At 71.1% G+C, this 26060-nt stretch carries 26 protein-coding genes; 8 read left to right on the top strand and 18 right to left on the bottom strand.

All coding sequences use genetic code 11. The features are described from left to right. Window positions 1–151: 151 nt before the first annotated feature. The 8 genes from ACIBJG_RS23485 to ACIBJG_RS23450 all read right to left on the bottom strand — a co-directional run bounded on the left by ACIBJG_RS23485 (window position 152) and on the right by ACIBJG_RS23450 (window position 8489). Window positions 152–589, bottom strand: coding sequence for an NUDIX hydrolase (locus ACIBJG_RS23485; protein ID WP_399310087.1), 438 nt, complete (start codon window positions 587–589; stop codon window positions 152–154). After that, a complete protein-coding gene (locus ACIBJG_RS23480; protein ID WP_399310085.1) occupies window positions 586–1575 on the bottom strand; it encodes a CHAD domain-containing protein in 990 nt (329 codons plus the stop codon). The genes ACIBJG_RS23485 and ACIBJG_RS23480 overlap by 4 nt, the downstream gene beginning before the upstream one ends. Next, window positions 1562–3817, bottom strand: a complete 2256-nt coding sequence (locus ACIBJG_RS23475) for an RNA degradosome polyphosphate kinase (RefSeq protein ID WP_399310083.1) — start codon at window positions 3815–3817, stop codon at window positions 1562–1564. The genes ACIBJG_RS23480 and ACIBJG_RS23475 overlap by 14 nt, the downstream gene beginning before the upstream one ends. 240 nt (window positions 3818–4057) lie before the next feature. Further along, on the bottom strand, window positions 4058–5023 hold the full coding sequence (locus ACIBJG_RS23470) for a hypothetical protein (protein ID WP_399310082.1): 966 nt from the start codon (window positions 5021–5023) through the stop codon (window positions 4058–4060). Beyond that, window positions 5020–5925, bottom strand: a complete 906-nt coding sequence (locus tag ACIBJG_RS23465; RefSeq protein ID WP_399310079.1) for an ABC transporter ATP-binding protein — start codon at window positions 5923–5925, stop codon at window positions 5020–5022. Before ACIBJG_RS23465 ends, ACIBJG_RS23470 begins: the two co-directional genes overlap by 4 nt. Continuing rightward, window positions 5922–6332, bottom strand: a complete 411-nt coding sequence (locus tag ACIBJG_RS23460) for a GntR family transcriptional regulator (protein WP_399310078.1) — start codon at window positions 6330–6332, stop codon at window positions 5922–5924. Before ACIBJG_RS23460 ends, ACIBJG_RS23465 begins: the two co-directional genes overlap by 4 nt. Window positions 6333–6423: 91 nt before the next feature. Beyond that, window positions 6424–7362, bottom strand: a complete 939-nt coding sequence (gene mshD / locus ACIBJG_RS23455) for a mycothiol synthase (protein ID WP_399310076.1) — start codon at window positions 7360–7362, stop codon at window positions 6424–6426. A gap of 56 nt (window positions 7363–7418) precedes the next feature. Beyond that, the gene (locus tag ACIBJG_RS23450; RefSeq protein ID WP_399310074.1) at window positions 7419–8489 is read right to left on the bottom strand and encodes a YhcG family protein; all 1071 of its coding nucleotides are present in this window, start codon (window positions 8487–8489) and stop codon (window positions 7419–7421) included. Between the two features lie 210 nt (window positions 8490–8699). On the opposite strand from ACIBJG_RS23450, the gene ACIBJG_RS23445 reads away from it, so the two are divergent. Next, window positions 8700–10550, top strand: a complete 1851-nt coding sequence (locus tag ACIBJG_RS23445) for a bifunctional metallophosphatase/5'-nucleotidase (protein ID WP_399310073.1) — start codon at window positions 8700–8702, stop codon at window positions 10548–10550. Between the two features lie 72 nt (window positions 10551–10622). On the opposite strand, the gene ACIBJG_RS23440 is transcribed toward ACIBJG_RS23445, so the two are convergent. Further along, a complete protein-coding gene (locus tag ACIBJG_RS23440; RefSeq protein ID WP_399310072.1) occupies window positions 10623–11405 on the bottom strand; it encodes a hypothetical protein in 783 nt (260 codons plus the stop codon). Window positions 11406–11538: 133 nt separating this feature from the next. Between ACIBJG_RS23440 and ACIBJG_RS23435 the strand changes: the two genes are divergently transcribed. Then, on the top strand, window positions 11539–12441 hold the full coding sequence (locus ACIBJG_RS23435; RefSeq protein ID WP_399310070.1) for a phosphatidylinositol-specific phospholipase C: 903 nt from the start codon (window positions 11539–11541) through the stop codon (window positions 12439–12441). Between the two features lie 14 nt (window positions 12442–12455). On the opposite strand, the gene ACIBJG_RS23430 is transcribed toward ACIBJG_RS23435, so the two are convergent. Both ACIBJG_RS23430 and ACIBJG_RS23425 read right to left on the bottom strand, forming a co-directional pair. Next, window positions 12456–13520 (bottom strand): cell wall protein, encoded by a 1065-nt coding sequence (locus ACIBJG_RS23430; RefSeq protein ID WP_399310068.1) that lies wholly within the window; start codon window positions 13518–13520, stop codon window positions 12456–12458. Between the two features lie 215 nt (window positions 13521–13735). After that, window positions 13736–14197 carry an ATP-binding protein gene (locus tag ACIBJG_RS23425; RefSeq protein WP_399310066.1) on the bottom strand — a complete coding sequence of 154 codons (462 nt, stop codon included), beginning with the start codon at window positions 14195–14197 and terminating at the stop codon, window positions 13736–13738. A gap of 245 nt (window positions 14198–14442) precedes the next feature. Here ACIBJG_RS23425 and ACIBJG_RS23420 point away from each other — a divergent pair, with 245 nt between their 5' ends. Both ACIBJG_RS23420 and ACIBJG_RS23415 read left to right on the top strand, forming a co-directional pair. Further along, window positions 14443–15300, top strand: a complete 858-nt coding sequence (locus ACIBJG_RS23420) for a helix-turn-helix domain-containing protein (RefSeq protein WP_399310065.1) — start codon at window positions 14443–14445, stop codon at window positions 15298–15300. Between the two features lie 5 nt (window positions 15301–15305). Beyond that, window positions 15306–15500: a DUF397 domain-containing protein gene (locus ACIBJG_RS23415; protein WP_399310179.1), complete on the top strand. Its 195-nt coding sequence runs from the start codon at window positions 15306–15308 to the stop codon at window positions 15498–15500. Between the two features lie 138 nt (window positions 15501–15638). Here the strand turns inward: ACIBJG_RS23415 and ACIBJG_RS23410 are convergent, their stop codons facing one another. Continuing rightward, window positions 15639–16298, bottom strand: coding sequence for an alpha/beta fold hydrolase (locus ACIBJG_RS23410; RefSeq protein WP_399310178.1), 660 nt, complete (start codon window positions 16296–16298; stop codon window positions 15639–15641). A gap of 198 nt (window positions 16299–16496) precedes the next feature. On the opposite strand from ACIBJG_RS23410, the gene ACIBJG_RS23405 reads away from it, so the two are divergent. From ACIBJG_RS23405 to ACIBJG_RS23395, 3 genes are all read left to right on the top strand, one after another. Beyond that, a complete protein-coding gene (locus tag ACIBJG_RS23405) occupies window positions 16497–17105 on the top strand; it encodes a TetR/AcrR family transcriptional regulator (protein WP_399310062.1) in 609 nt (202 codons plus the stop codon). Between the two features lie 59 nt (window positions 17106–17164). Continuing rightward, window positions 17165–17611 carry a helix-turn-helix domain-containing protein gene (locus tag ACIBJG_RS23400; protein WP_399310060.1) on the top strand — a complete coding sequence of 149 codons (447 nt, stop codon included), beginning with the start codon at window positions 17165–17167 and terminating at the stop codon, window positions 17609–17611. A 142-nt stretch (window positions 17612–17753) separates the two neighbouring features. Next, complete coding sequence (locus ACIBJG_RS23395) at window positions 17754–18185, top strand: PIN domain-containing protein (RefSeq protein WP_399310059.1); 432 nt, start codon at window positions 17754–17756, stop codon at window positions 18183–18185. A gap of 11 nt (window positions 18186–18196) precedes the next feature. Here ACIBJG_RS23395 and ACIBJG_RS23390 read toward each other — a convergent pair whose 3' ends face one another. The 4 genes from ACIBJG_RS23390 to ACIBJG_RS23375 form a co-directional block, all read right to left on the bottom strand. After that, window positions 18197–19627, bottom strand: a complete 1431-nt coding sequence (locus tag ACIBJG_RS23390) for a sensor histidine kinase (RefSeq protein WP_399310056.1) — start codon at window positions 19625–19627, stop codon at window positions 18197–18199. Next, entirely contained in the window at window positions 19624–20352 is a 729-nt protein-coding gene (locus ACIBJG_RS23385) for a response regulator transcription factor (RefSeq protein WP_399310055.1), read from the bottom strand. The genes ACIBJG_RS23390 and ACIBJG_RS23385 overlap by 4 nt, the downstream gene beginning before the upstream one ends. Before the next feature lie 95 nt (window positions 20353–20447). Further along, window positions 20448–21593 carry a S1C family serine protease gene (locus ACIBJG_RS23380; RefSeq protein WP_399310053.1) on the bottom strand — a complete coding sequence of 382 codons (1146 nt, stop codon included), beginning with the start codon at window positions 21591–21593 and terminating at the stop codon, window positions 20448–20450. Between the two features lie 136 nt (window positions 21594–21729). Further along, window positions 21730–22737, bottom strand: coding sequence for an NADP-dependent oxidoreductase (locus ACIBJG_RS23375; protein WP_399310052.1), 1008 nt, complete (start codon window positions 22735–22737; stop codon window positions 21730–21732). Between the two features lie 70 nt (window positions 22738–22807). Here ACIBJG_RS23375 and ACIBJG_RS23370 point away from each other — a divergent pair, with 70 nt between their 5' ends. Further along, entirely contained in the window at window positions 22808–23983 is a 1176-nt protein-coding gene (locus ACIBJG_RS23370; RefSeq protein WP_399310050.1) for a GlxA family transcriptional regulator, read from the top strand. 64 nt (window positions 23984–24047) lie between these two features. Here ACIBJG_RS23370 and ACIBJG_RS23365 read toward each other — a convergent pair whose 3' ends face one another. Both ACIBJG_RS23365 and ACIBJG_RS23360 read right to left on the bottom strand, forming a co-directional pair. Further along, window positions 24048–25094, bottom strand: coding sequence for a LacI family DNA-binding transcriptional regulator (locus tag ACIBJG_RS23365; RefSeq protein ID WP_148019478.1), 1047 nt, complete (start codon window positions 25092–25094; stop codon window positions 24048–24050). A 24-nt stretch (window positions 25095–25118) separates the two neighbouring features. Continuing rightward, a complete protein-coding gene (locus tag ACIBJG_RS23360) occupies window positions 25119–25922 on the bottom strand; it encodes a response regulator transcription factor (protein ID WP_399310048.1) in 804 nt (267 codons plus the stop codon). Between the last annotated feature and the right edge of the window lie 138 nt (window positions 25923–26060).

Raw genomic sequence — 26060 nt, 5'->3', positions numbered from 1 at the left:
GGGGTGAGTGAACGGGAGGTGAACCGTGTCGGGCGGCCTGGTTCCGGGGTGGTACGCCACTTCAGCCCGTCCGGCGTTTGAGGACGGAACCTCCGCCTGGACCGGGCCGCCCCCCCACGTGAGCGCCCACCCCAGGGCACCCAGGGCCCGGCTACGCGCGCGGCAGGGTGCGCAGGGCCGCGTCCAGCAGATCGCGGTCCCGGGGCTGGGTCAGGCGGGCGCGGGCGTCCGCCGGGCCGAGCCACAGCACGTCGTCCACCTCGCTGTTCGGCACGAAGACGCCCGCCGTGGCCTCGGCGGACCAGTAGGTGACCTCTTTGGGCCGGCCGTTCGCGACGTACCGGACCATGGGCAGCACCGCACCCGGCACGCAGTGGTGGCCCGTCTCCTCCAGGACCTCGCGCAGGGCGGCGTCCCGCGGGGACTCGCCGCGCTTCAGCTTGCCCTTCGGGAACGACCAGTCGTCATAACGAGGCCTGTGTACGAGGCAGAGCTCCACGCCCCCGCCGCCGAAGGATGCGGACGCGGGCGGGCGGCGCCACAGCACGCAGCCCGCAGCGCGCACCGTGCCGCCCGCCGTCCGGGTCATGGCCGGGTCGCCGCCGTGGCGTACGGCCAGCTCTCCCGGAAGACCGCCCGCGCCGCCCCCACCTCATGGCGCTGGTCGGCGTGGAGCACCCCCAGGGCGTACGCCGTCGGCGGCGCGATGCGGGGGGTGCGGGCGGCCGCGGAGGCCGCCGAGGCCGCCTCCGCGGCGTCCCGGTGCAGATCGAGCGCGTGACCGGGGCCGGCCAGGACCGGATCGGGGGTGCCCCGAACCACCTCGTGGGCGTACCGGTGCAGGCGCAGCAGCAGCCGGGTCTGGTGCCAGGGCGCGTCGTGCGCCTCGTTGTACGGCTCGGCCGCCTCGCACGGGGGGAGCGCCGAGACGGCGCCCAGCAGCCGTTGCTCCGCCCGCTGCGCCGGTTCGTGCAGCAGCTCACCGGCGGGTTCGGCCGCCGCAGCGGACAGCGGGACCTCGGAGGCGAGCAGCGCGACAGCGTCGGCGACCGCGTGGAAGCGGGACGAGCCGAGGGCCTGGAGCGCCGCTGAGTGCGCGCGGGTCCGGGCGAGGGTCAGCTGTCGTTCCAGCAGTGCGCCGGCGCGCGCCGCGCCGACGCCGAGGACGGCGCGTTCCTTGTCCGCAGGGATGCGGCCGGCCTCGGCGCGGGCGGCCGGCAGCGGCGACCCCGACAGGCCGTGCAGCGCTTCGAGGAGCCGGTCCAGCCGGTCCGCGTACGCCCGCTCACGGGCGAGCGTGCCGGACAGCCAGGCCAGTTCGGTGCGCAGTTGCTCGGCCCAGAGCGGGTCGAGCGCGGCCCGGAAGGTGTGCAGGGTGCCGCTGATCCGGCGGGACGAGCGCCGGAGCGCTCCGGCGGCCTGTTCGGCGGCCTGCGGCCCGGCGTCCGTGGGGGCACTGTTCTCGCGGTGCAGACGCAGGCTGCGCAGGAAGTCCGCGGCCTGTGTCCGCAGATACGGTGCGAGCACCGCTCCCGCGGTCACGTCCGTCTGTGTCTGGTGGTCAGGGCGTCGCACGCCGGCGCCTCCGGGCGTCAATGAGCATTTCCTGTACGTGGCGCAGTGGCCGGCCCTCCGCGTCCGTGGCGTGCCGGGTCCAGTCCCCGTCGGGGCCCAGGTGCCAGGAGGAGGTGGTGTCGGCCATGCCGGTCTCCAGGAGCCGGCTGAGGGCGGCCCGGTGGGCGGGGTCGGTGACCCGGACCAGGGCCTCGATGCGGCGGTCGAGGTTGCGGTGCATCATGTCGGCGCTGCCGAACCAGACCTCGGGCTCGCCGCCGTTGCCGAACGAGAAGACGCGGGAGTGCTCCAGGAAGCGGCCGAGGATCGAGCGCACCCGGACGTTCTCGGAGAGGCCGGTGACGCCGGGGCGGATCGCGCAGATGCCGCGGACCCAGATGTCGACCGGGACGCCCGCCTGCGCGGCCCGGTAGCAGGCGTCGATGATCGCTTCGTCGACCATCGAGTTGACCTTGATGCGTACGTAGGCGGGGCGGCCGGCCCGCTGGTGCGCGATCTCCTTGTTGATCCGGACGATCAGCCCGTCGCGCAGCGACTTCGGGGCGACGAGGAGGCGGCGGTAGGTCTCGCGGCGCGAGTAGCCGGAGAGCCGGTTGAAGAGGTCGGAGAGGTCCGCGCCGACCTGCGGGTCGGCGGTGAGCAGGCCGAGGTCCTCGTAGAGCCGGGCCGTCTTGGGGTGGTAGTTGCCCGTGCCGACGTGCGAGTAGCGGCGCAGCGTGTCGCCCTCCTGGCGGACGACGAGCGAGAGCTTGCAGTGCGTCTTCAGGCCGACGAGCCCGTAGACGACGTGGCAGCCCGCCTCCTCCAGCTTGCGCGCCCACTTGATGTTGGCCTGCTCGTCGAAGCGGGCCTTGATCTCGACGAGGACGAGGACCTGCTTGCCGGACTCGGCGGCGTCGATGAGGGCGTCGACTATCGGGGAGTCGCCGGAGGTCCGGTACAGCGTCTGCTTGATCGCGAGGACGTCCGGGTCGCCGGCCGCCTGTTCCAGGAAGGCCTGGACGGAGGTGGAGAAGGAGTCGTACGGGTGGTGCAGCAGCACGTCGCGTTCGCGCAGGGCGGCGAAGATGTCGGGCGCGGAGGCGGACTCGACCTCGGCGAGGTCGCGGTGCGTGCCGGCGATGAACTTGGGGAACTTCAGCTCGGGCCGGTCCAGGGACGCTATGCCGAACAGCCCGGTGAGGTCGAGCGGCCCGGGCAGCGGGTAGACCTCGGCGTCGGACACCTTCAGCTCGCGGACCAGCAGGTCCAGCACGTACGGGTCGATGGACTCCTCGACCTCCAGGCGGACCGGCGGGCCGAAGCGGCGCCGCATCAGCTCCTTCTCCAGGGCCTGGAGGAGGTTCTCCGCGTCGTCCTCCTCGACCTCCAGGTCCTCGTTCCTGGTGACCCGGAACATGTGGTGCGCGAGCACCTCCATCCCCGGGAAGAGCTCCTCCAGGTGGGCGGCGATGACGTCTTCGATGGGGACGTAGCGCTGCGGCGAGGCCTCCAGGAAGCGGGTCAGCAGCGGCGGGACCTTGACCCGGGCGAAGTGGCGGTGGCCGCTGACCGGGTTGCGTACGACGACGGCGAGGTTGAGCGAGAGCCCGGAGATGTACGGGAAGGGGTGCGCCGGGTCCACGGCGAGGGGGGTCAGCACGGGGAAGACGCGCTGGCGGAAGAAGGTGAACAGGCGGGCCTGCTCCTTCTCGGTCAGCTCCGGCCAGCGGATCAGCTGGATGCTCTCGTCGGACAGGGCGGGCGCGATGTCCTGCTGGTAGCAGGCGGCGTGCCGGGCCATGAGTTCGCGCGAGCGGGTCCAGATCAGGTCGAGGACCTCGCGGGGCTGGAGACCGGACGCGGACCGGGTGGCGACGCCCGTCGCGATGCGGCGCTTGAGACCGGCCACCCGGACCATGAAGAACTCGTCCAGGTTCGAGGCGAAGATGGCGAGGAAATTAGCCCGTTCGAGGAGCGGTGTCGCCGGGTCCTCGGCCAGTTCGAGCACACGTTCGTTGAACGCGAGCCAACTGCGTTCCCGGTCCAGGAACCGGCCCTGCGGCAGCTCGTCCCCGTCGACGTCGGGTTCGTACGCGTCGACGTCGGCGTCGATGTCGGGGTCCAGGTCGGCCGCGGTGGACAGGGCGGCGGACGAGGACGACGGGGTGGCTACGGCGTGCGGCCGGTGTGCGGCGAGGGAGCCGACGGACGGCTGGGCGGCGGGCTGGACCGGGACCTCGGAGCTGGGCTGCTGGCTCATGAGCCCATTCTTCCGCGCGGAGTGCTCCGGGGGCGCGTCGGAGGGGGATGAGATCGCGGAGATCGCGTGGTCGGCGCGCTCTCCGCCGGGAATTCTCCCGTTGCGGGGGGTCGGCACAGCTGGCTGCATTGTGTGAGGGTCGCAAGACCGTCTGAATGGCCGGTAACGGCGACATGACATGCAGGAAGCGGTGTGGCCGTGCCCGGGGGTCCGCGTGAACCTCTGGGCACGGCCGGTTGCTCAGGCGTGGCGACGGCGCAGGACGCGGAAGGCGAGGGCGACGGCGACGGCGGTGAGGACGAGGACGATGCCCGTACCGACCAGCTGGAGCGGCCAGAAGTGCGAGGCGGGGTGGTAGTCGACGTAGGTGCCGGTGACGTGGTGGTCGGCCAGGCAGCGGTCCACGTCGGGTACGGAGTCGCAGGGGCCGCCGGGCAGCCGCTGGTCCCCTGCCATCAGGCCTCCGCCGACCCACAGGCTGTCGCCGGGCTGGCCGCCCGTCGTGGCGTTCAGCGGCGTGATGACCGTACTGACCGTCCACAGGCTGCTGCGTACGGTGGCGAGCGTGAGCGCCACCGCCCCGTAGACCAGGGCCGTGATGCCCATGGCGAGCAGCGTGCGCCGTACCAGCAGCGCGGCGAGCGCGCCGATGGCGATGGCGAGCAGGGCCGAGGCGGTGGGCAGGGTGCCCAGCGCGGCGTACACGCTCGTGTCGTACCAGGCCATGCGGTCGGTGTCGGGGGCGGTCCGGCACCAGGTGTAGAAGGCCGAGGCGGCCGGCACGGCCACCACCGTGATCGCCGCCGGAACGGCGAGCTTGGCGAGGAGCCAGCGGGCGGGGGAAACGGACTGGGACCAGGCCAGCCGGTAGGTACCGCTCTCCAGCTCCCGGCCGATCAGTGGACCGGCGACGAACATGCCGATGGCAGCGGGCAGCACCATCATGGCAATGCCCGTGTACCGCAGCACGTCCCTGAGCCATGCCTGGTGGTCGAGCATGTCGCGGAACGCCGTGACGCAGCGCGGGGAGGTGTCCATGAACGCGCACCCGCTGTCCGCGTACGTGTCCGCCGTGCCGGAGTTCCACCACACGGAAGCGGCCAGCAGGACGATCCCGGCGAGCGCGAACGCCCCCGCGATCCACAGGACGCGGCGGTGCTGGAGGACGATGACGCGGGCCGGGCCGCGCAGGGCGAGGGCGCTCATGCCGCGCTCACCGCCTCACGGGTCCGGGCGTCCGCGCTCGGGGTGAGCAGCGCGGGGGCGTCGGGCGAGCGCAGGTGCGCGAGCAGCAACTCCTCCAGAGACGGCTCGGCGGTTTCCCAGTCGGAGCACGTGTCCACCGGGCCCTCCCTCCGGACGAGTGCGGTCAGCTGACGTCCCGTGGTGCGGGACTCGACCACGGTGTGCGGGGCGAGGTCGCGTACGGGGCCGGTGAGCAGGGTGTGCGCGGCGATCAGGTCGTCCGTCTCGCCGCCGAGGCGGACGCGGCCGCCGTCGACGAGCAGGAGGTAGTCGCAGGCGCCCTCCAGCTCGGTGAGGATGTGCGAGGACATCACGATGGTGGTGCCGTGCTCGGCCGCTTCCGCCATCAGGGCGCCCATCAGCTGGTGCCGGCCGAGCGGATCGAGGTCGGCCATCGGCTCGTCGAGCAACAGCAGCTCGGGCCGCTTGCCCAGCGCGAGGGCCAGGGCGAGGCGGGTGCGCTGACCGCCGGACAGGGTACGGACCTTCGCGTCGCCGGGGAGCGGCTCGGTGATGCGTTCGGCGGTGGCCTGGTCCCAGGTCGTAGGGTTCAGCTCGGCCCCCGCCCAGAGCGTCTCGGCGACCGTCAACTGCGGGTACAGCGGCTTGTCCTGGGCCACGTACGCCATCCGGCCACGGGCCTCGCCGGGCGTCGAGCCGAGTACCTGTACCGTCCCCTCGGCCGGCCGCAGGAACCCCGCCGCGATGCCCAGCAGGGTGGACTTGCCCGCACCGTTGGGGCCCACGAGGGCGCACACGCGCCCTGCGGGCAACCGGAACGAGCAGTCGCGCAGCGCCCACCCCCCGTCTCTGCCCCGGTACTTCATGCCGAGGCCGTCGGCCTCGATCGCAGCGCCTGTCATCCGGTCTGATCCCCCTCGAAAGTCTTGTTCAGTACGGCGGTGAAGAGCGCGCTCACGTCGTCCTTCTCCAGGCCGGCGGTACGGGCCCGGCGGGCCCAGTCGGCGAGTTCGGCGCGCAGCGGGGCGTCGTCGGCGGCGGCCGCGCCACCGAGGGCCCGGGTGACGAAGGTGCCGAGTCCGCGCCGCGCCTCGACGAGCCCTTCGCGCTCCAGCTCCCGGTAGGCCTTGAGCACGGTGTTCGGGTTGATGGCGGTGGCCTCCACGACCTCGCGGGCGGTGGGCAGCCGGTCGCCGGGCTCCAGTAGTCCCAGGCGCAGGGCCTGTTTGGTCTGCTGGACGATCTGGAGGTATGTGGCGACGCCGCTGCGCCGGTCGATGCGGAACTCGACCGCTGCGGACTGTGCCATGTTCACCCCTTTCACTAATTGAGTAGTGAAAGGGTGTCGTAAAGAAGGGGCGGCGTCAAGCGGCGCCGCCCCCCATGGTCTTGACGACTGCTCAGGACTCCGTGCGGTACATCAGGTCGACCTCGTGCGTGGTGAAGCCCATCCGCTCGTAGACGGCCACGGCCACGGTGTTGTCCGCGTCGACGTAGAGCATCGCGGTGGGCAGCCCCTCGGAGGCGAGGTGGCGCAGCCCGGTCGCGGTGAGCGCCTTGCCCAGGCCGCCGCCCTGCGCGTCGGGCCGGATGCCGACCACGTACACCTCGCCGAGCTGCTCGTCGGCGTGCACCTTCGTCCAGTGGAAGCCGATCAGCTCGCTGCCCCCGCCCTCGGTCTCGCGCTCGGCGAGGAAGAACCCCTTCGGGTCGAACCAGGGCTCGGCCTTGCGGTCGTCGAGGTCGCGCTGGGTCAGCGAGCCCTGCTCGGGGTGGTGGGCGAACGCGGCGCTGTTCACGGCGAGCCAGGCGGCGTCGTCCTCGCCCGGCACGAAGGTGCGGACGGTGACGCCGGGCGGCAGCACGGGCTCCGCGATGTTCAGCGGGCTCAACGGGCGCCGCAGCTGACGCAGTTCGCGGAAGAGCGACAGGCCGAGCACCTGCGCGAGGTGGCGCGCCGCGGACTTGCCGCCGTGCGCCCAGACCCGCAGCCGCTTCCCGGTGGCGGCGAGCAGCGCCGCCCCGAGCGCCCGCCCGTGCCCGTGCCCGCGGTGCGCGGGGTGCACGACCAGCTCGGCGGCCGGAGCCTCGACGGGGTCGGTGTCCTCCAGCTGCGCGTACCCGACCAGCGTGCCGCCGGCGGTCAGCAGGAAGTGCCGCACCCCTTCCCGGTGCCCGCCCCGCAACTGCAGCCGCCCCTGCTCGGACACGGCCTGCCGGCCGTCGGACTGCGCGGCCTCGGCGAGCAGCTCGGAGACGGCGACCGCCTGGTCGGGGGAGAGGGTGTCGAGGGTCTGGATCTCGCGTCCGGGAGCGGGGAGGGGTGCGTCAGTCGTCATGTGTACGAGCGTACGGGGGGTGGGGTGGGGGGCGGGGGTGCGTGGCCCTTCGACGCTCAGCTGTTGGGCTCCGGCGGGTTCAGCACGCCGTCGGCGATGCGGGAGAGGTCCTCGGCGGCGGGCAGCAGTTCGCGTACCCGGTCGGGCAGGCCCGCGTACGTGCTGACGGCGAGGGGCTGGTTGTACCCGCGCAGCGCGTACTCGACCACCGCCCGGTCGCGGCTCTCGGCGATGAGAATGCCGAGGGTCGGCCCGTCGTGGTCCTTGTCCCGGACCAGGTCGTCGACCACCGAGACGTAGAACCCGAGCTGGCCGAAGTGCTCGGGGTGGGCCTTGCGGGTCTTGAGCTCCAGGACGACGTAGCAGTGCAGCTTGCAGTGGTAGAAGAGCAGGTCGATGCGGTATTCGCTGTCGCCCACAACGATGGGGTACTGGCGTCCGACGAAGGCGAAACCGACACCCAGCTCGGTCAGGAACCGGACCAGTTGGGCAACGAGAGCGTCCTCCAGATCGCGCTCGGCGGGACGGCCCGCCAGCTCGGTGAAGTCGAGACGGTAGGGGTCCTTGAAGATCTGTTTCACGGCGTCGGAGCCGGCGGGCAGCGTGACGTCGAAGTTGTTGGCCGCGGCGCCTTCGGCGAGGTGCAGCTTCGTGTGGATCATCGAGCCCAGGTAGTCGCGGGACCAGCCGTGATGGACGGCGTGCTGAGCGTAGAAGTCCCGCTCGAAGGAGGTCTTGCACTTGCTCATGAGGGTGACGATGTGGCCCCAGGGCAATTGTCCAACGGCTTGTTGGACAATCGAGTCCGGCCACGTCCTGGCCATCTGCTGCATGTAGTGGAGGTTGGATCGGCTGAACCCCCGCTGGTTCGGGAACTCCGTCCGCAGCTCGGTGGCGATCCGGTCGATGACCTTCGTGCCCCACCTCTCCCCGCGCTGCCGCGCCAGGATCGTCCGCCCGATCTCCCAGTACATCTGGAGCATCTCGGTGTTCACCTTGAGCTGTGCGCGCACATGCGCGCCCCGCACGATCGACTTCAGGTCGTCGATCATCTCGTGGAAGCCGGGAGGCAGTCCTGCCCCCTGCTGAGCGGGGACGACGGCCTTCGGTGTGGTGTCGCTGTCCATGGCGTACAGATTTGCGCCCTTGATGCAAGCGGTGACGTTTCTGCTCTCATATGTACGCCATATGAGTGAATGGCCCCGTTCCGCTCGGGCGGCAACCTATTCGTAACCCCAGACATCTGTCGCGCTACGCGCGTTGACTCTAGGCTGCGGCACGCAGTCTCCAGACTTGTCACCACCCTCACACCACCCGCTGAACCCACAAGGGGACCGATGTCAGCGTCACCACAGAAGAACCGCGCGTCCCGGCGGGTGCTCGCCGCCGCGGCCGGTCTGGCCACCGTCGGCGCCCTGGTCGCCGCCATGCCGGCCGGCGCCCAGGGGCACGGCAAGGGCCACGGCCACCACACGCCGGCCCGGACCGTCGACGTGCAACTGCTGTCCTTCAACGACCTGCACGGCAACCTGGAGCCGCCGGCCGGTTCGGCCGGATCGGTCACCGAGACGCAGGCCGACGGCACCACGAAGGCCGTCCCGGCCGGTGGCGTGGAGTACCTCGCCTCCTCGCTGCGTGCCGCGCGCAAGGGCCACCCGTACTCCATCACCGCGGCCGGCGGCGACATGGTCGGGGCGAGCCCGCTGCTGTCGGGCCTCTTCCACGACGAGCCGACCATCGAGGCGCTCAACAAGATCGACCTCGATGTGACGACCGTCGGCAACCACGAGTTCGACGAGGGTGCCACCGAGCTGGGCCGTCTCCAGAACGGCGGCTGCCACCCGGTCGAGGGGTGTTACGAGCAGGGCAAGAAGTTCGAGGGCGCCGACTTCCCGTACCTCGCCGCCAACGTGACGGACGAGAAGACCGGCAAGCCGATCCTCAAGCCGTACACGGTGTGGAAGAAGAACGGGGTCAAGATCGGCTTCATCGGGGTGACCCTGGAGGGCACGCCGAACATCGTGACGGCCAACGGCGTCAAGGGCCTGAAGTTCCACGACGAGATCGAGACGGTCAACAAGTACGCCAAGGAGCTGGACCGGCAGGGCGTGAAGTCCATCGTCGCGCTGATCCACGAGGGCGGCGCCCCGGCCTCGACCTCGTACAACTACGACTGCGACAGCCCGGCTGCCGGTGACGGGATCTCCGGACCGATCACCGACATCGCCAAGGGCATCTCGCCGAAGGTCGACGCGCTGGTCACGGGCCACACCCACCAGGCGTACGTGTGCACGATCCCGGACCCGGCGGGCAACCCGCGCCTGGTCACCTCGGCCTCGTCGTTCGGCAAGCTGTACACGGACACGACGCTCACGTACGACCGCCGCACCAAGGACATCGTGCGCACCGCGGTGAAGACGTCCGCGAAGCACCACCCGGCGCCCGCGAACCCGGTCTCGGCGAACCACATCGTCACCCGGGACCAGGACAGGGCCACCGACATGACGGACCTGATCGCCCGCTGGAACACCCTCGCGGCACCGATCGCCAACCGCCCGCAGGGCTTCATCTCCGCCGACATCAACGGCCGCGGTTCCACGGCCCCCGAGAAGCCGCTCGGCAACCTGATCGCCGACGCGCAGCTGGAGGGTCTGGCCCCGGCGGACAAGGGCGGGGCGGTCGTCGCGTTCATGAACCCCGGCGGCATCCGTGCCGACCTGGTCTACAAGGCGACCGGCAGTGAGGGCGACGGCGTCGTGACGTACGGGGAGTCGTTCACCGTGCAGCCGTTCACCAACATGATGAACGTCGTCGACCTGACCGGTGCGCAGCTGGTGTCCGCGCTCCAGCAGCAGGTCAGCGGCTCGAACGAGGCCAGCCCGAAGATCCTCCAGATCTCGAAGGGCCTCACCTACACCCTGGACATGACGAAGGCCGGTGCCGCCCGCGTGGTCACCGACACGATCAAGCTGAACGGTGAGGCGATCGATCCGGCCAAGTCCTACCGGGTCGCGATGAACGAGTTCCTGGCGGGTGGCGGCGACGGCTTCGCGGCCCTCGGCGCGGGTACCAACAAGCTCGTGGGCGCCTCCGACCTGGACCTGTTCAACACCTACCTGGCCGCGCACTCCACGGCCGCGGCGCCGCTGGCCCCGCCGGCGACGGACCGGATCACGGTCCTTCAGTAGCTCTGGGCAGTGCGCGCGCAGTGCGCAGGCGAGTGGGGCGGCGGGCCGGTGGCTCGCCGCCCCACTCGCGTGTCATGTGCGGTCCTCGTCGAGGGGCAGGGCGGCGGCGGACGGGTGCCGTGGCCTCAGCAGGAGGTGTTCGGCCGGGAAGTGCACCTTGTGGGGATCGAGACAGGCGACCAGTTCGAGCAGCAGCGTTCTGAGGCCGGTCAGCCGCGAGGACGCTGTGGTCCTCGACGCCAGTTCTTCGATGTCCTCGTCGAGCCGGGCGAACCAATCCGTGAACACGGGGTCGGTGTCCAGGCGTCGGCAGAACTCTGCGTATCCGATGCAGGCGTCGCCGTCTTCGGTGGTCATGATTTCGCCGATCGCGCGTTGCTCCGCGCGGTAGAGGAGAAGACAGCTGTCGTGCGCGTCGGAGGCCAGCTTCGCGCGGGTCCGCAGGAGCAGGTCGACGACAATGCGGTTGTGTGTGTCCGCGCCCAGGTCCAGAAAGCGGATGCGCCGGCGGATGATCTCCACCCAGCAGAGGTATTCGGCGAAGACGAACAGCGTGCTGGTGCGGGCGTACGCCCGGTCGCGAGGTGTGCCCTCAAGGTAGTGCGTCGTCAGGAAGCCCCTCTGCCGGTCCGTGATGTTCTCCAGGCGGGACTGGAGGTCGAAGGCGGCCATGAGCAAGGGGTCGCGGTACCCGCTCATGAGGTCCTGCCGCCGTTCGTGCTGGGAGCGCTGGGCGGAGCTGTACTCCAACTGCGCGGCAAGCAGAGCCTGTCGTCGTGCGCCCCTGCCGCTGAGAGCGATGCTGCCGAGGGCAACCGCACCGGAGAGGCACGCCACGATCAGTTCGATGCTCATGCGGCGATTGTGGCGTGCGCCGGCCTGAACCCGCCAGAGCCCGGTGCGCGGGCATCCGGCACCCTGTCCTTGGTGACGTGCACCGGTCATACTCTGACCGCTGACCCCACACGGCACCCGGAGGCGTCCCCGTATGAGCCCGTTCAGCCCGTACACCGCGAACCGCAGACACTTCCTGGCCGGAGCGCTCGCCGTCTCCGCCACCGCCCTCGTCGGCACGGCGCCCGCGCGCGCCGAGGCCCGGCAGGCCCTCACCGTGCAGGACTGGATGCGCGGCATCGCGGACTCCACCGCGCTCCAGCGGCTCACCATCCCCGGCTCGCACGACTCCGGCGCCCGCTACGGCGGCCCCTGGACCGAGTGCCAGAACACGACGATCGCGGAGCAGTTGAACAGCGGGCTGCGCTTTCTCGACGTACGGTGCCGGATCACCGGTGGCTCCTTCGCGATCCATCACGGAGCCTCGTACCAGAACCTGATGTTCGGTGATGTGCTCGGCGCCTGCTGGGACTTCCTCGCGGCGCACCCCACCGAGACCGTGCTGATGCGGGTCAAGCAGGAGTACTCGGAGGAGAGCGACGCGGCGTTCCGTGCGGTCTTCGACGACTACCTCGACGGCAGGGGCTGGCGCCCGCTGTTCCACATCGACTCCGCGCTGCCGACGCTGGGCGGGGCCCGCGGCAAGGTGGTGCTCCTCGCCGACAACGGCGGTCTGCCAGGGGTGCGGTACGCCGATCCGGGGCTCTTCGACATCCAGGACGAATACATGGCGGAGCCGTTCGCCAAGTACCCGAAGATCGAGGCCCAGTTCCGCAGGGCGGCCGAGCAGCCGGGCAAGCTGTTCATGAACTACGTGAGCACGGCCGCCCTGATGCCGCCCCGCTGGAACGCCGACCGGCTCAACCCTCAGGTCCAGTCGTTCCTCGACGGCTCGGGAACGGCCGGCTGGACCGGGCTCGGCATCGTCCCGCTGGACTTCCCGGCGACCCGGTCCGGACTGGTGGAGTCGCTGATCCGGCACAATCCGGCTGCCTGAGCCACCGTCCAGGGTCAGGTCCGGGTTCCGGCGGTGCGTGCGGCCCGTGCGACGGCGTAGGCGCACAGCCGGGTCCCGTAGAGGTCCAGGGCGTCGTCGGGATCGGCGTCGTAGTGCGCGGCCACCTCGTACCAGCGGTCCCACGCGTAGAGCCGGGCGTGGCGGCGGTCGTCGTCCGTGCGGGCCGGTTCTTCGGTGCGGCGGTTGTTCAGCCACTGCTGCCACTCCGGGTGCGTGGCGGGGTCGGCCGTGAGTTCGGTGTCCGCCGGGTGGCCCGGTTCGGTGGGGTGGTCCCGGGCGAGGCACGCGGCGATGTACGCGGCCGGGCGCTCGGGGCGCCAGGCGACCGACATCCCGAGCAGTTCGGCGGCGATGTGGTGGGCCTCCAGGCCCCGGTCGATCAGCGGGCGCAGCGCGAAGGCCAGGCGACGAAGCCCCTCCGGCCGGGTCCAGCCGACGAGCGGCCTGACCTGCCGTGCGATGCCGATGTCCCGGGCCACTTGCGTCGGACTCCTGTGCGCGGTCGCCCTCGCGCGCGGCGCGCGCGTGCGCGAGGTGTAGTGGAAGCACCCGTCCAGATCTACGGTAGGTACGTGGTGGTGCCGCCCAGGAGAATGGGGTGCAGGCTCGGCGCAACCACGCGTGCGAAGCCGCCCGTTGTCCACAGGGTGTGGATGCGAACGGGCTGCGGCCCGCACCGCGAGCGCCCACCCCTCGTCCGTCACTCCGGCCACCCGGGCCCGGTACCCGGAGCCGTCGATCCTGTGCCCCATCGCCTCGTCGTACGCGGCCGGGACCGTCGCCGCGTAGATCGTCGCTGTGGCCGTGTACGGGCGGCCCGGGAGCCGAAGGTTCTTCTTCGTGCCGTGCCGGTGCCACGCCAGCGCGCCCAGCTCCCGCAGGACCCGGACGTGGCGCTTCACTGTCGCCGTCGACACTCCGCATCGGTCGGCCGTGCCTTCGAGGTCGTACAGCACGAGCCCCAGCCGGTAGTCCATCCGGCCCGCGAGGTCCTGTGCCACGGCCAGGGTCGTTGCCGTTGCGCGCGGGTGCAGACCGGCGTTGATCAGCCATGTCACGGCAGGCAGCCATGCGTGCGGCCGGGCACGCCGGGCAGCGGTCGAGTCGACCTCCTGCGAGGTGCGGGGTACGGGGGTCCATGCCGGATTCGGGCATGGCGAAGCAGCGCGGCGCGAGGCCGCGCCGGTGGTGCGGCGCATCATGGTCCGTCGGAGCAGGGCAGGCCGAGGACGGGCCTGCGGGTGGATCTGGGCGGGCGGCCGGGCGGGGGCCGTCAGGCGGTGACGCCCGCCTCCCCGGCGAGGGTGAACCACACCGTCTTGTGGCGCGGGGAGCAGCAGCCGCAGACGTCGGATCCCCACGCCGAGGCGAGCTCCTCCAGGAGGAAGAGCCCCCAACCGCCCTCACGGTCACGGCCTCCGGGCCTGCGACCCGGCGCAGGCGCGGTCCACGGCCTGTCGTCGGAGACGGCGAAGGTCACGTGCTCCAGGTCCACGGTCACATGGACACCGATCAGCGAAGTACGGGTGTGGCGGTGGGCGTTGGCCACCACTTCGGTGACGCAGAGCCGGGCGTCGTCGACGATGCCGCTGTGCGGGCTGCCGGTGAGCAGCGACGTGACGAAGTCGCGGGCGATTCCCGCCGAACGCGCGGTGTTGGGGAGGGAGAGCCGGTAGCTCTCACCGTCCCGGTGGTGCGGCGATGTGGCGGGTGCGATGGCGTTGACGCTGGTCATGGCGTTCTCCCCACGTGGTGCGCTTCGAACCGGTGCGCTGCTCGTTGACCTTGGTGGTGGCCGTACGGGCGCGCCTGTCGCAAGTGGCGCTGATACGACTGCACTTCGGTCGGCGGCATGCGGTGCGGTGATAGAGCGACCCTAGTGCGTCACCTCACATGTTGGGTTGAAATGGGCAACATGCTGGGTCAAGTGAATCCTGTCGAGTGACGAGTCACACTGGGGCTCGATAAGGAGGGGAGTCCATGGCATCGAGGAAGGCGCCCACCGCGCGCCAACGTCGGCTGGGCACGGAACTGCGCAGACTCCGGGAACGCACTGGCCTGTCGCTCAATGCAGCGGCTGCCGTACTGGGCACTGACCGCACCACGGTCAGTAACAGTGAAGCGGGACGATCCGGAGTGAGTTCCCAGCGCGTGCGTGCATGGGCCGCGCACTACGAGTGCCCGGACACCGCGTACGTCGACGCCTTGGCCGGCATGGCCGAGGAGCGCACGAACGGGTGGTGGGAGGAGTGCCGGGGCGAACTGTCCAGCGGCGCGCTCGATCTGGCGGAACTGGAGCATCATGCCACGGCCATCCGGTCGGTGCAGATCATGTATATGCCAGGGCTGTTGCAGAACGAGGAGTATGCGCGTGCCGTTTTCGCCGAGGCCGTGCCGCTTCTGAGCCCGGAACGCCTCCGGCGCCTGCTTTCGCACCGGCTGAGGCGCCGCGATGTTCTGGACGGGTCGGGAGCACCGACGTGTACGTTCCTCATCCATGAAGCCGCGTTGCGGATGACGTACGGCGGTCCCGGGGTTGCCCTGGGCCAACTCGGCCATCTCCTGGAGGAGTCGGAGCGGGACAACGTCACGGTCCGGGTGATCCCCTTCGCGGCAGGCGGTTTCCCGGAGATCGGCAGTTCGACACAATACGTCCGCGGACCGGTCCCGCAGCTCGACACCGTACAGACCGACACGGCGACGGGCCCTACGTTCATCGATGCTGAGGCCCGCCTCGTGAACTACCGGGCTGTGCTGGACCGGATCGAGAGCCGGTCCCTCGATGCGCAGGGCTCGCGGGACTTCATTCGCGGAATCACACAGAGCATGAAGGCATGAGGATCATGGAAATCCAGTGGCGCAAGTCCTCGAAGTCATCGGGAGCCGAGGGGAACAACTGCCTCGAACTCGCCGCGCACGACGGCGAGATACTCCTCCGCGAGAGCGACAACCCCGACGTGGTCGTCCGTACCACCCGTGCCAAGCTCCGCGCCTTCCTCGGCGGGGCGAAGGAGGGGGAGTTCGACGATCTCGCGTGATGGACCGGCGGGCCCACCAGTGAAGTTGAGAGAGAAGTAGGCGCGACAGATACGGCTGGGGCCGCCTCAAGGGCGTGCGTGAGCGCCTGCTTCCCTCTCAACTCCGGGGTGCGAAGCGGAGCGGTGGTAAGGCCCCGTTCACAGCCCCGCCAGGAACTCCCGTACCGCCTGCGCGAATCCCTTCGGGTCCTGGAGCTGCACGAAGTGGTCCGCCTCCAGCGTGACGAGTGACGTGCGCGGGCGCAGTGACGCCATCGCGGCGGCCTGTTCGGCGGGCAGGGCCTGGCTGGTGCGGCCGTTGATCACCAGCGCGGGGCAGTCGCTCGCCAGCCACTGCGCCCAGTGGTCGCCGTGCACCTGCCGTTCGGAGGCGAGTGTGTCCTGCGGGTGGAACGGCAGCCGCCAGCCGTCGCCGCCCGGCAGCGGCCGGAGCAGGGGCCCCACCATCGGGCCCACCGGGCCGCAGGCGGCGATCAGTTCCTCCCGGGTCGGGGCGGTGTACGGGAAGCCCGCGAGGAACGCCAGCGGGCCCGGGTCCTGGTGCGGCAGGTCCACCGGTGCGTCGGTGTTGACGAGGGCGGTGACCGCGGCCGGCCGGGCGGCCGCGAGGTACAGCGCGTTGATGCCGCCGAGCGAGTGCCCGAGGGCGACGACCGGGCCGGGGTCCAGGTGGTCGAGGAGCGCGGTGAGGTCGCAGACGTAACCCTCGCGGCTGTAGTCCGCCGCGCGGTCGGAGTCGCCGTGGCCGCGCTGGTCGGGGGCGATGACCCGCCATTCCGGGCCGAGTTCGACGGCCAGGTCGTCGAAGGAGGCGCCCTCGGAGAGATGGCCGTGCAGCGCGAGGAGCGGGCGGCCGGTGGCGGGGCCGTGGTCGAGGTAGGAGAGGCGGGGCCGTCGAGGGTCAGTTCACGTCGGGATGCGGCGGTGCGCTGCTGCGTCATGACAGGAGCTGTACGCCCGTATAGATCGATTGCACAATACGTTTGTATAGATCGCTTGCCCAAGTGGCGGAGCCGTACGATCCCGGGCACGGGAAACCGCGAGGATCTGCTGGCCGGAGCGAGGTGCTGCCTGGGGGGCAAGGGCTACCTCCGCACCACCGTGCGCGACATTGCCACCGCCTCCCGGGTCTCCATGGCGGCCATCGGCTACCACTTCGGCTCCCGCGAGGCCCTGCTCAACCAGGCACTGTTCGCGGCCATCGACGAGTGGGGTCGGGGGATCGGTGCGGAGTCCGGGGTGGGCGACGGCTCGGCTGCCGAGCGGTACGCGGACCTGTGGGCGCGCGAGATCGCCTCGTACCGCACCGACCGCTGGCTCTGGATCGCCTCGGTGGAGGCCTTCGTCCACGCCCAGAGCTCCCCGGACCTGCTGGCCCTCCTGGCCGCCGGTCAGCGCGAGGGCCGCCGGGGGATCGCGGCGCAGCTGACCGGGGCGCCGGAGGCGGAGGTGGCCGAGGCGGATGTGCGGGGGCTCGGGTCGGTGCAGCTCGCGCTGATGAGCGGCGTGATGATCCAGTGGCTGACCGACCCGGACCAGGCGCCGGACGCGGCCGAGATCGTGGCGGGGCTGCGGGCGCTGGCGGGGCGGCTGGAGGGGGCGTAGCCGGTTGCGTTTCTTTCGAATTGCGCGATGCTGGGTTCATCTTCAAAGGAGAGAGAGCCATGCACAGCACCGCTGAAGACCGAACTCTGCTACCTGAGCACCGCGCGGAGATCGCGGAGCTCTGTGCGTTCCTCGACCGGCCCCCACAGGCGGTGGAGCCCGCCTTGCTACGTGGCCCGGACGGCTCGACGAAGACGTTGCCCCCGGAGGTCTACGAAGCGCTGATGGTGGTCGTCCGTGCGCTGTCGGAGGGCAAGGCGGTCACGGTTGCTCCGGTGAACACCACGCTCACCACGCAGGAAGCCGCGAATCTGCTGGGTGTCAGCCGGCCCACCTTCGTCAAGATTCTGGACGAGGGCGAGGTGCCCTATTCCCGGCCGGGCCGTCACCGCAGAGTGCTGCTGGCTGATGTGCTCGAGTACAAGGAAAAGCGTCGCACCCGGAGAAGCCGAGGCCTCGACGAACTGATCGAGCTGACAGAGGACGCCGGACTCTACGGCAGCTGAACCCGATAGGCGCCTGAGTCAGCTGGAGCGATGTGCAGCGCGTGGTCCTGGACACCTGCGTCCTGTTTCCGAACTACCTCAGAGACACCTTGCTGAGGATGGCCGAGGCGGAGCTGTACGAGCCGCGTGGTCGGCCGAGATCTTGGAAGAGCTGAGGCGCAACATCGCCGACAAGGTGTCTGCGGAGAAGGCCAAAGCCCTGGTCGAGACGATGGCAGGGGCGTTTCCCGACAGTCTCGTGACGGGCTACGGCAAGCTGATACCTGCGATGACCCAACAATCCGAAGGATCGCCATGTGCTGGCCGCGGCGGTCCGCGGTCAGCACATGCGGTGGTCACACTGAACGTGAGGGACTTTCCCGCAGACGCAGCGGATCCGTACGAGATCGAGGTGCTGAGGCCCGACGATTTCCTGCTGGACCTGCTCGATCTTGCACCGGTGGACGTGTTCACGGTTCTGAGGGCCCAGGCGCAGAGCTGCCCGCGCGAACCGCGAGATGTGCACGGGCTGCTGGACCGGCTGGCAGCCGGAGGAGCTCCGCAGTTCACAGCGGAGTTCCGGCGGCGCCTCTGAAACCTCGCCCCCTACCCCCGCGGAGCCTCCGGCGGTGGCTGCGGTGCGCCCGGGAGGCGGATCGCCGCCTCCGTGCCGCCGCCCGGGGCGGGGCGCAGGTCGATTGCGCCGCCGGCCTGCTGGACCGTACGCGCCACGATCGACAGGCCGAGGCCGGAGCCGGGGAGCTGACGGGCGGACGGGGAGCGCCAGAAGCGTTCGAAGACGTGGGGGAGCTCGTCGGCCGGGATGCCGGGGCCGTGGTCGCGGACCGTCAGCTCGCCCCGGTGCAGGACGACGTCGATCGTGCCGCCGGACGGGCTGAACTTCACCGCGTTGTCCAGGACGTTGACGACCGCCCGCTCCAGGGCGGCCGGCTCCGCCCGTACGTACCAGGGGGCCAGCTCCGCCGTGATCGTCAGTTCCGGGCCGCGCAGACGGGCGCGTTGCACGGCGGTGCGGGTGATGTCGTGGAGCGCGATCACCTGGAGCGGGCTGGGGTCCGCCGCGTCGGGGCGGGCGAGTTCCTGGAGGTCGCCGATGAGCGAGGCCAGCTCCGTCATCTGCGCCTTCACCGACGCCATCAGCGCCTTGCGGTCGTCCGGCGGGATGGCCCGGCCGGTCTCGTCGCTCCGAGCCAGGAGCTCGACATTGGTGCGGAGCGAGGTCAGCGGGGTGCGCAGCTCGTGGCCCGCGTCGGCGATGAGCTGGGCCTGCCGGTCGCGGGACGTGGCCAGCGAGGCGGTCATCGAGTTGAACGAGCGGGAGAGGCGGGCGATCTCGTCCTCGCCCTCCACGGGGATGCGGACGGTCAGGTCCTCGGTGCGGGCCACGTGCTCGACCGCCTCGGTGAGCTCGTCGACGGGGCGCAGTCCGGAGCGAGCGATCCAGAGCCCGGCGGCGCCGGCGCCGATGACACCGATGCCGGAGACGAGGAGGAGGACCCAGGCGAGGGTGGTGAGGGGCTTGTCGATCTCGCTGAGGGGGCGGGAGATGGAGACGGCGAGGTCTGTCGGCGGCACGCGGGCGCTGATCTGGAACTGCTGTTGGTAGGTGTAGACGCGCACCTTCACGTCGTCGGAATCGGTCGTGGTGTGCAGCGCGCTGCGGTCCTCGCCGGCGGCCACTGCCAGGTCGGCCGCACTCACCGGGAGCTTCGGTGTGTCGGGGGCGATGCAGACCGTTCCGTCGGCGCCCAGGATCTGCACGGTGTCCGCGTTGGAGAAGAGCTTGGGCGGCGGTTGGTTGATGCCCGAGCAGTAACCGTACAGCCTGCTCAGGTAGTCCTTGTCGCCCTTCGTGCTGCGCAGCGTCGTATCCATCTGATGCTCCAGCTGCGCCTTCGTCACGAACCAGCACGCCGCCGCCACCGCCGCCACCGCCACCGCCACCGCGGTCGCGACCAGCAGCGCCAGCCGGGAGCGGAGCGGCAGGGCGCGGATCCGCCGGAGCGGGCCGGTCATCCCTCGCCCCCGCCCGAGCGCAGCGCGTATCCCACGCCGCGGACCGTGTGGACCAGGCGCGGTTCGCCGCCCGCCTCGGTCTTGCGGCGCAGGTACATCACGTACACGTCCAGGGAGTTGGAGCTCGGTTCGAAGTCGAAGCCCCACACGGCCTTGAGGATCTGCTCACGGGTCAGCACCTGGCGCGGGTGCGCCAGGAACATCTCCAGGAGGGTGAACTCGGTGCGGGTGAGCTCGACGCGGCGGGTGCCGCGGGTGACCTCGCGGGTGGCGAGGTCCATTCGCAGGTCGGCGAAGGACAGCACGTTGTCGTCGGGGACGGGGCCCGCCGCGGCCGCGTACGAACTGCGGCGCAGCAGGGCCCGGATGCGGGCGAAGAGCTCGTCCAGCTCGAAGGGCTTGACCAGGTAGTCGTCGGCGCCCGCGTCGAGTCCGGTGACACGGTCGCCGACGGTGTCACGGGCGGTGAGCATCAGGATGGGCGTGGTGGTGCCCGTGGAACGGATGCGGCGCGCGGCGGTCAGCCCGTCCATCCGCGGCATCTGGATGTCGAGAACGATGAGGTCGGGGGCGTACGACTCCGCCTTGGTGAGGGCGTCGAGACCGTCGACGGCGACCTCGGTGCCGTACCCCTCGAACGCGAGGCTGCGCTGCAGGGCCTCGCGCACGGCGGGCTCGTCGTCGACGATCAGGATGCGCTGGGGATCGTCTTCGGCGGGGCTCATCGCTGCTTCGTCCTCTTCTCGTTCCGTGCGGGGCCGGGCGCACCGCCGATTTTCTCAGCCTCGCACGGCCGTGGCGCGGCGTCGCGCGGCGCGGCTCAGGAGCTGTCGCCGGCCCGCAGCGTGTCGAGGTCGGCCTTGAGGGTGTTCACCGGGATGGCGAAGCCGAGGCCGACGCTGCCCGCACTGGAGCTGTTGGAACCGCTCGACGAACTGGCCGAGTACATCGCGGAGTTGATGCCGATGATCTCGCCGTCCATGTTGATCAGGGCGCCACCGGAGTTGCCCGGGTTCAGCGAGGCGTCGGTCTGGAGGGCCTTGTACGTGGTGGTGGAGTCGCCGGTGTCGCCGTTGAACTGCTGTCCGCCGAACTCGAACGGCCACTGCTGTCCGCCGCCCTGTCCCTGGCCCTGACCTTGTCCCTGGCTGCTGTCGGCGTTGGCGTCGTCCTTGGCAACCGTGACATCGCGGTCGAGCGCGGACACGATGCCGCTCGTGACCGTGCCGGTGAGGCCCTCGGGCGAGCCGATCGCGACGACCTGGTCGCCGACGGCCACCCTGGAGGAGTCGCCGAGGGTGGCCGTCTTCAGGCCGCTCGCGCCCTGGAGCTTGATCAGCGCGAGGTCCTTGTCGGGATCGGTGCCGACGACGTCGGCGGTGTACGTCTTGCCGGTGCTCAGCGTGACCTTGATGGACGAGGCGCCGGCGATGACGTGGTTGTTGGTGACGATCTCGCCGTCCGACGTGATGACCACGCCGGAGCCGGTGGACTGGCCCGCGGTCGAGGTCGCGCCGATCTCGACGATCGTCGGCGAGAGGGCCGCGGCCACGCCGGAGACGGTGCCCTTGCTGCTCTGCGAGACGGTGGTGCCGGGGATGACGCTGCCGGCCGTACCGCCGGTGCCGTTGTCGGTGAGCTGCCCGATCACGGTGGCGGTGCCGCCCCCGACGATCGCGGCCGCGATGGCCACCGCCGCGAGGAGCGCGACCGGCCGGCGGACCCGGCGGCGGGGGGCGGACGGTTCGGGCGCCGGCTGCGGCAGCCCGTGGACGCCGTCACCGCCGTGACCCGCACCGCCGGTGTACGCGTCTGCCGTGCCGGGGGCGGGCCACACGGTGGTCCCGGGGCCCATCGCGACCGGCTGGACGGGCTGGTATGACGGCGGCGGCGGGTAGGCCGCGTCGCCGTTGCCGTACGAGGGGTACATCGGGTACTCGCCGCTCGGGCGCTGGCTCTCTGTCATGTCTACGAGAGTGTCCAGCGAACATGAGAGGACCCTGAGTCCCTGCTGAGAAGCCCGGCAGAACCTCGTATGCCCGATATAAGGATCCTCCGCACAGGCCCCGCGCAGGGATCCTCCGCACCGGCCCCGCTTCGCCTCAGCGCACGGTGATGACCAGCTTGCCTGTGGTGCGGCCCGTCTCCCCCCGGACGTGGGCCCGGGCTCCTTCGGCGAGAGGGAAGGTGCCGGAGACGTGGGCGCGGAGCCTGCCCCGGTCGACGAGTTCGGCGACGGCGCGCATTCCGGCGTGGTCGTGCTCCACGAGCAGGACGACAGCGCGGACCTGTGCCTTCTCCGCTGCGGCCCGGGTGTCCTTGTCGCCCGGCAGCAGGGAGACGAGGACGCCGCCGGGACGGAGTACGCCCACGGAACGGGTGGCCGTCTCACCGCCGAGGGTGTCGAGGACGACGTCGTAGAGCTCCTCCGTGTCGGTGAAGTCCTCGGAGCGGTAATCGATGCAGGCATCCGTGCCGAGCTCGCGCAGGAAGTCGTGCTTGGGGGCACTCGCCGTCCCGGTGACGTGTGCGCCGCGTTCCTTGGCGATCTGTACGGCGAGATGACCGACACCGCCCGCCGCGGCGTGGATCAGCGCCCGCTGCCCGGCCCGGAGGCCCGCGGTCTCGACGAGGGCCTGCCAGGCGGTGAGCGCGGCCAGCGGCAGAGCGGCCGCCTGGACGTGGTCGATCCCGGCGGGCTTGGCGGCGAAGGCGCGGGCGGGGCCGGTCACGTACTCCGCGTGGGAGCCGGCCCCGTACGGGTAGGGCAGCATGCCGAACACCTCGTCACCGGGCCGGAAGAGGGTGACGCCGAAGCCGGTCTCCACCACGGTGCCGGAGACGTCCCAGCCGAGGGTCAGCGGCGGGGGCGGCAGGAAGACAGTCAGGGCGCGGTGCTTGAAGTCCGTGGGGTTGAGGCCGGCCGCGTGCACGGCGACGAGGATCTCCCCGGGGCCGGGCGCGGGCCGCGGAAGCTCGGTCAGCCGAAGGACCTCGGGGCCGCCGAGGGCCGTCTGGTGCAGGGCGAGCATCATCGGGGCGCCCTCGGGGGGAGCGGGGTTCGCGGAGTCCGGGGAGACGAGGTTCTGAGGAGTGTCCGTCGAAGTCATGCCTCGATCCTGGCCCGTACGCTCCGGTCCGGACGATGGCAAGAAGGTCAGCATCCGATACATTTCTGCCATGCCTTGCGACCCTGCGGCCCGCCGCGTTCCCGACGCCTCCGGCACTCACGCCGCCTGTGCGGCGTCCGCCCGGCCGCCCCGGGCCCGTGATCGTGCCGACCGCGCCGATTGCGCCGACCGCGCGGCCGAAGCGGGCAGTCGGCTGCGTCCGGGCCTGCGGTCCGGCGCCCACAAGGTCGTCGTTCTTGCCCTCGACGGCGTCTACCCCTTCGAACTCGGCATCCCGCACCGGGTCCTGGGTTCCGCCGACGGCCGCTACGAGGTGCTGTCCGCGAGCGTGGACGGGCAGTCCGTGCGTACCGATTCGGACCTGACCGTCACCCCCGGGCACGGTCCCGCGGTGCTGGACGAGGCGGACACCGTGGTCATCCCGCCGTACGCGATCTCGCCGGTCTCGGCTGCGGCCCCGGACCCGAAAGCTCTCGCCGCTCTCTCCCGCGTCCGCCCCGGTACTCGTCTGGTGTCCATCTGCACCGGTGCCTTCCTGCTGGCCGCCGCCGGTCTCCTCGACGGGCGCCGGGCCACCACCCACTGGGCGCTCACCGACTACTTCCAGGAGCTCTTCCCCCGGGTCGAGGTCGACGCCGGGGTGCTCTTCGTCGACCACGGTGACGTGCTGACCTCCGCGGGGGCGGCGAGCGGCGTCGATGTCTGCCTGCACCTGGTACGCCAGGACCACGGCAGCGAGGTGGCCAACCATGTCGCCCGCTGCTGCGTCGTGCCGCCGTACCGGGACGGCGGGCAGGCGCAGTACATCGAGCGGCCGCTGCCGCCGGCGAGCGGAACCGGCACCGGGCCGACCCGCGACTGGGCGCTCCAGCGGCTTGAACTGCCGCTGTCGCTGGGCGAACTGGCCACGCAAGCGGCGATGAGCACCCGCACCTTTGCCCGGCGCTTCCAGGAGGAGACCGGTCTGAGCCCCGGCCGCTGGCTGACCCAGCAACGGCTGCGGAGGGCACGACACCTGCTGGAATCCACCGACCTGCCGGTGGAACGTGTCGCCCACGAGGTTGGCTTCGCCACCGCCACCTCGCTGCGGCGGCACCTCGCGGCGGAGGCGGGGGTCGCCCCGTCCGCGTACCGGCGCACTTTCCGCGCCGCGGGCCCGTCTGCGGGCCCGACCGCGGGCGACGGCAGGAACACCAGGACCGACCTGGGGCTGAAGGGCTCGTAGCGCGCGTCCCGCCCTTCTCCGCGCTTCTCAGCGCTTCTGCCCGTGCCTGCCGTCAGGCAGGCTCTCAGCCGCGCTGCGCAGCCGGCGGCTCTCCGCAGCCGCACGAGCGCCGGACCACCAGCGCCGAGGGGAACTGCTTCAGCCGCTCCCGCCGCGAGCCCGACACCCGCAGCGAGTCGTCCAGCACCAGGTCGACCGCGGCCCGCGCCATCGCCGGGCGGTCGGAGAAGACCGTCGTGAGCGGCGGATCCGTCAGACCGGCTTCCTTCACGTCGTCGAAGCCCGCCACCGCGAGCTCACCGGGCACGTCGATCCGCAGCTCGCGCGCGGCCCGCAGCACCCCGATGGCCTGGTCGTCCGTCGTGCAGAAGATCGCCGGGGGACGGTCGGGGCCCGCGAGGAGCCCCAGGGCCACCTGGTAGGCGTCGTAACGGTTGTACGGGGCCTGGAAGAGCCGGCCCTCGGTCGAGCGGCCCGACTCGTGCATCGCCCGGCGCCAGCCCTCGACGTGGTCGGCGACCGGGTCGCCGACCGCCGGGGTCGACTCCATGCCGCCGAGGCACGCCACGTACGCGTTGCCGTGTTCCAGCAGGTGGCGGGTGGCGAGCTGGGCGCCGCCGACGTCGTCCGTGACGACCGCGACGTCGTCGATCGCCTCGGGCCGCTCGTGCAGCAGCACGACCCGGGCGTCCCACGCCTCTATCTCCGCCGCCGCGCGCTCGCTGGGGCCCTGGCTGACCAGGATCAGGCCGGAGACCCGCATGCCGAGGAAGGCCCGCAGATAGTGGACCTCGCGCTCGTCGCGGTAGTCGGAGTTGCCGACCAGCACCATTTTCCCGCGCTCGGCCGCGGCCTGTTCGACCGCGTGTGCCATCTCCGCGAAGAACGGCTGCCGCGCGTCCGGCACGATCATCCCTATGAGATCGGTCCGCCGCGAGGCCATCGCCTGGGCGACCCGGTCGGGCCGGTAGCCCAGCTCCTTGATCGCGGCGAGCACCCGCTCGCGCGTGGCCGGGGCGACCGGCCGGGGTCCGTTGTTGATGACGTAACTGACCACTGCGGTCGACGTCCCCGCCAGTCTCGCCACATCGTCCCGCGTCACCTTGGCCACGCGCGGCAGTCTACGCGGATATACCTACCTCTTGGCAGGCCGGACCGGGGCTTCTTCCGTCACCTCGGCAACCTCCGGCTGCTCCGAACGGGTGAGGGTTTCGGTGGCTGCCTTCGCGGCGGCGGCCTTGGCCTCCTCCGCGGCGGCACGCTCGACCTTCTCCGGTGCGACGAAGCGGTAGCCCACGTTGCGGACGGTGCCGATCAACGACTCGTGCTCGGGTCCGAGCTTGGCGCGCAGCCGCCGTACGTGGACGTCGACCGTCCGCGTACCGCCGAAGTAGTCGTAGCCCCAGACCTCCTGGAGCAGCTGGGCGCGGGTGAAGACCCGGCCGGGGTGCTGCGCCAGGTACTTGAGCAGTTCGAATTCCTTGAAGGTCAGGTCCAGGACCCGGCCCTTGAGTTTCGCGCTGTAGGTCGCCTCGTCCACCGAGAGATCACCGTTGCGGATCTCCATCGGGGAGTCGTCGGCGGTGATCTGCTGCCGGCCGGTGGCCAGCCGCAGTCGCGCCTCGACCTCGGCGGGGCCCGCCGTGTCCAGCAGCACGTCGTCGATGCCCCAGTCCGCGGTGACGGCCGCGAGGCCGCCCTCCGTGACGACGAGGATCAGCGGACAGCCCGGTCCGGTGGACCGCAGCAGCTGACAGAGCGAGCGGACCTGCGGGAGGTCGCGGCGCCCGTCGATGAGGATCACGTCGGCACCAGGGGTGTCGACCAGAGCGGGGCCTTCGGCGGGAGCCACCCGCACGCTGTGCAGCAGGAGGCCGAGGGCGGGAAGCACCTCCGTCGACGGTTGGAGGGCATTCGTCAGGAGCAGCAGTGAACTCATCGCCGCCCACCTGCCTGGGTAGTCGGTCGATGATCGTGCACGGTTGGCTCGCCCATTACGTCGGTCCTCCTCGTTCCCTGCGAGAGGGGCACTCCCGGGTCGGACCCGGGGGAGTATGCGGCACTGCTTCGTACGCTG

Source organism: Streptomyces sp. NPDC050422 (assembly GCF_044458665.1).
Lineage (GTDB): Bacteria > Actinomycetota > Actinomycetes > Streptomycetales > Streptomycetaceae > Streptomyces.
Note: the sequence above shows the minus strand (reverse complement) of the source record. Positions and strands in the feature narration are given on the sequence as shown.

Excerpts from the sequence above, each read along its gene's own strand:
- ACIBJG_RS23485 (WP_399310087.1), bottom strand. The coding sequence starts at position 589 with ATGACCCGGACGGCGGGCGGCACGGTGCGCGCTGCGGGCTGCGTGCTG.
- ACIBJG_RS23475 (WP_399310083.1), bottom strand. The coding sequence starts at position 3,817 with ATGAGCCAGCAGCCCAGCTCCGAGGTCCCGGTCCAGCCCGCCGCCCAG.
- ACIBJG_RS23470 (WP_399310082.1), bottom strand. The coding sequence starts at position 5,023 with ATGAGCGCCCTCGCCCTGCGCGGCCCGGCCCGCGTCATCGTCCTCCAG.
- ACIBJG_RS23465 (WP_399310079.1), bottom strand. The coding sequence starts at position 5,925 with ATGACAGGCGCTGCGATCGAGGCCGACGGCCTCGGCATGAAGTACCGG.
- ACIBJG_RS23460 (WP_399310078.1), bottom strand. The coding sequence starts at position 6,332 with ATGGCACAGTCCGCAGCGGTCGAGTTCCGCATCGACCGGCGCAGCGGC.
- mshD (WP_399310076.1), bottom strand. The coding sequence starts at position 7,362 with ATGACGACTGACGCACCCCTCCCCGCTCCCGGACGCGAGATCCAGACC.
- ACIBJG_RS23450 (WP_399310074.1), bottom strand. The coding sequence starts at position 8,489 with ATGGACAGCGACACCACACCGAAGGCCGTCGTCCCCGCTCAGCAGGGG.
- ACIBJG_RS23445 (WP_399310073.1), top strand. The coding sequence starts at position 8,700 with ATGTCAGCGTCACCACAGAAGAACCGCGCGTCCCGGCGGGTGCTCGCC.
- ACIBJG_RS23440 (WP_399310072.1), bottom strand. The coding sequence starts at position 11,405 with ATGAGCATCGAACTGATCGTGGCGTGCCTCTCCGGTGCGGTTGCCCTC.
- ACIBJG_RS23435 (WP_399310070.1), top strand. The coding sequence starts at position 11,539 with ATGAGCCCGTTCAGCCCGTACACCGCGAACCGCAGACACTTCCTGGCC.
- ACIBJG_RS23425 (WP_399310066.1), bottom strand. The coding sequence starts at position 14,197 with ATGACCAGCGTCAACGCCATCGCACCCGCCACATCGCCGCACCACCGG.
- ACIBJG_RS23420 (WP_399310065.1), top strand. The coding sequence starts at position 14,443 with ATGGCATCGAGGAAGGCGCCCACCGCGCGCCAACGTCGGCTGGGCACG.
- ACIBJG_RS23415 (WP_399310179.1), top strand. The coding sequence starts at position 15,306 with ATGGAAATCCAGTGGCGCAAGTCCTCGAAGTCATCGGGAGCCGAGGGG.
- ACIBJG_RS23400 (WP_399310060.1), top strand. The coding sequence starts at position 17,165 with ATGCACAGCACCGCTGAAGACCGAACTCTGCTACCTGAGCACCGCGCG.
- ACIBJG_RS23390 (WP_399310056.1), bottom strand. The coding sequence starts at position 19,627 with ATGACCGGCCCGCTCCGGCGGATCCGCGCCCTGCCGCTCCGCTCCCGG.
- ACIBJG_RS23385 (WP_399310055.1), bottom strand. The coding sequence starts at position 20,352 with ATGAGCCCCGCCGAAGACGATCCCCAGCGCATCCTGATCGTCGACGAC.
- ACIBJG_RS23380 (WP_399310053.1), bottom strand. The coding sequence starts at position 21,593 with ATGACAGAGAGCCAGCGCCCGAGCGGCGAGTACCCGATGTACCCCTCG.
- ACIBJG_RS23375 (WP_399310052.1), bottom strand. The coding sequence starts at position 22,737 with ATGACTTCGACGGACACTCCTCAGAACCTCGTCTCCCCGGACTCCGCG.
- ACIBJG_RS23370 (WP_399310050.1), top strand. The coding sequence starts at position 22,808 with ATGCCTTGCGACCCTGCGGCCCGCCGCGTTCCCGACGCCTCCGGCACT.
- ACIBJG_RS23360 (WP_399310048.1), bottom strand. The coding sequence starts at position 25,922 with ATGAGTTCACTGCTGCTCCTGACGAATGCCCTCCAACCGTCGACGGAG.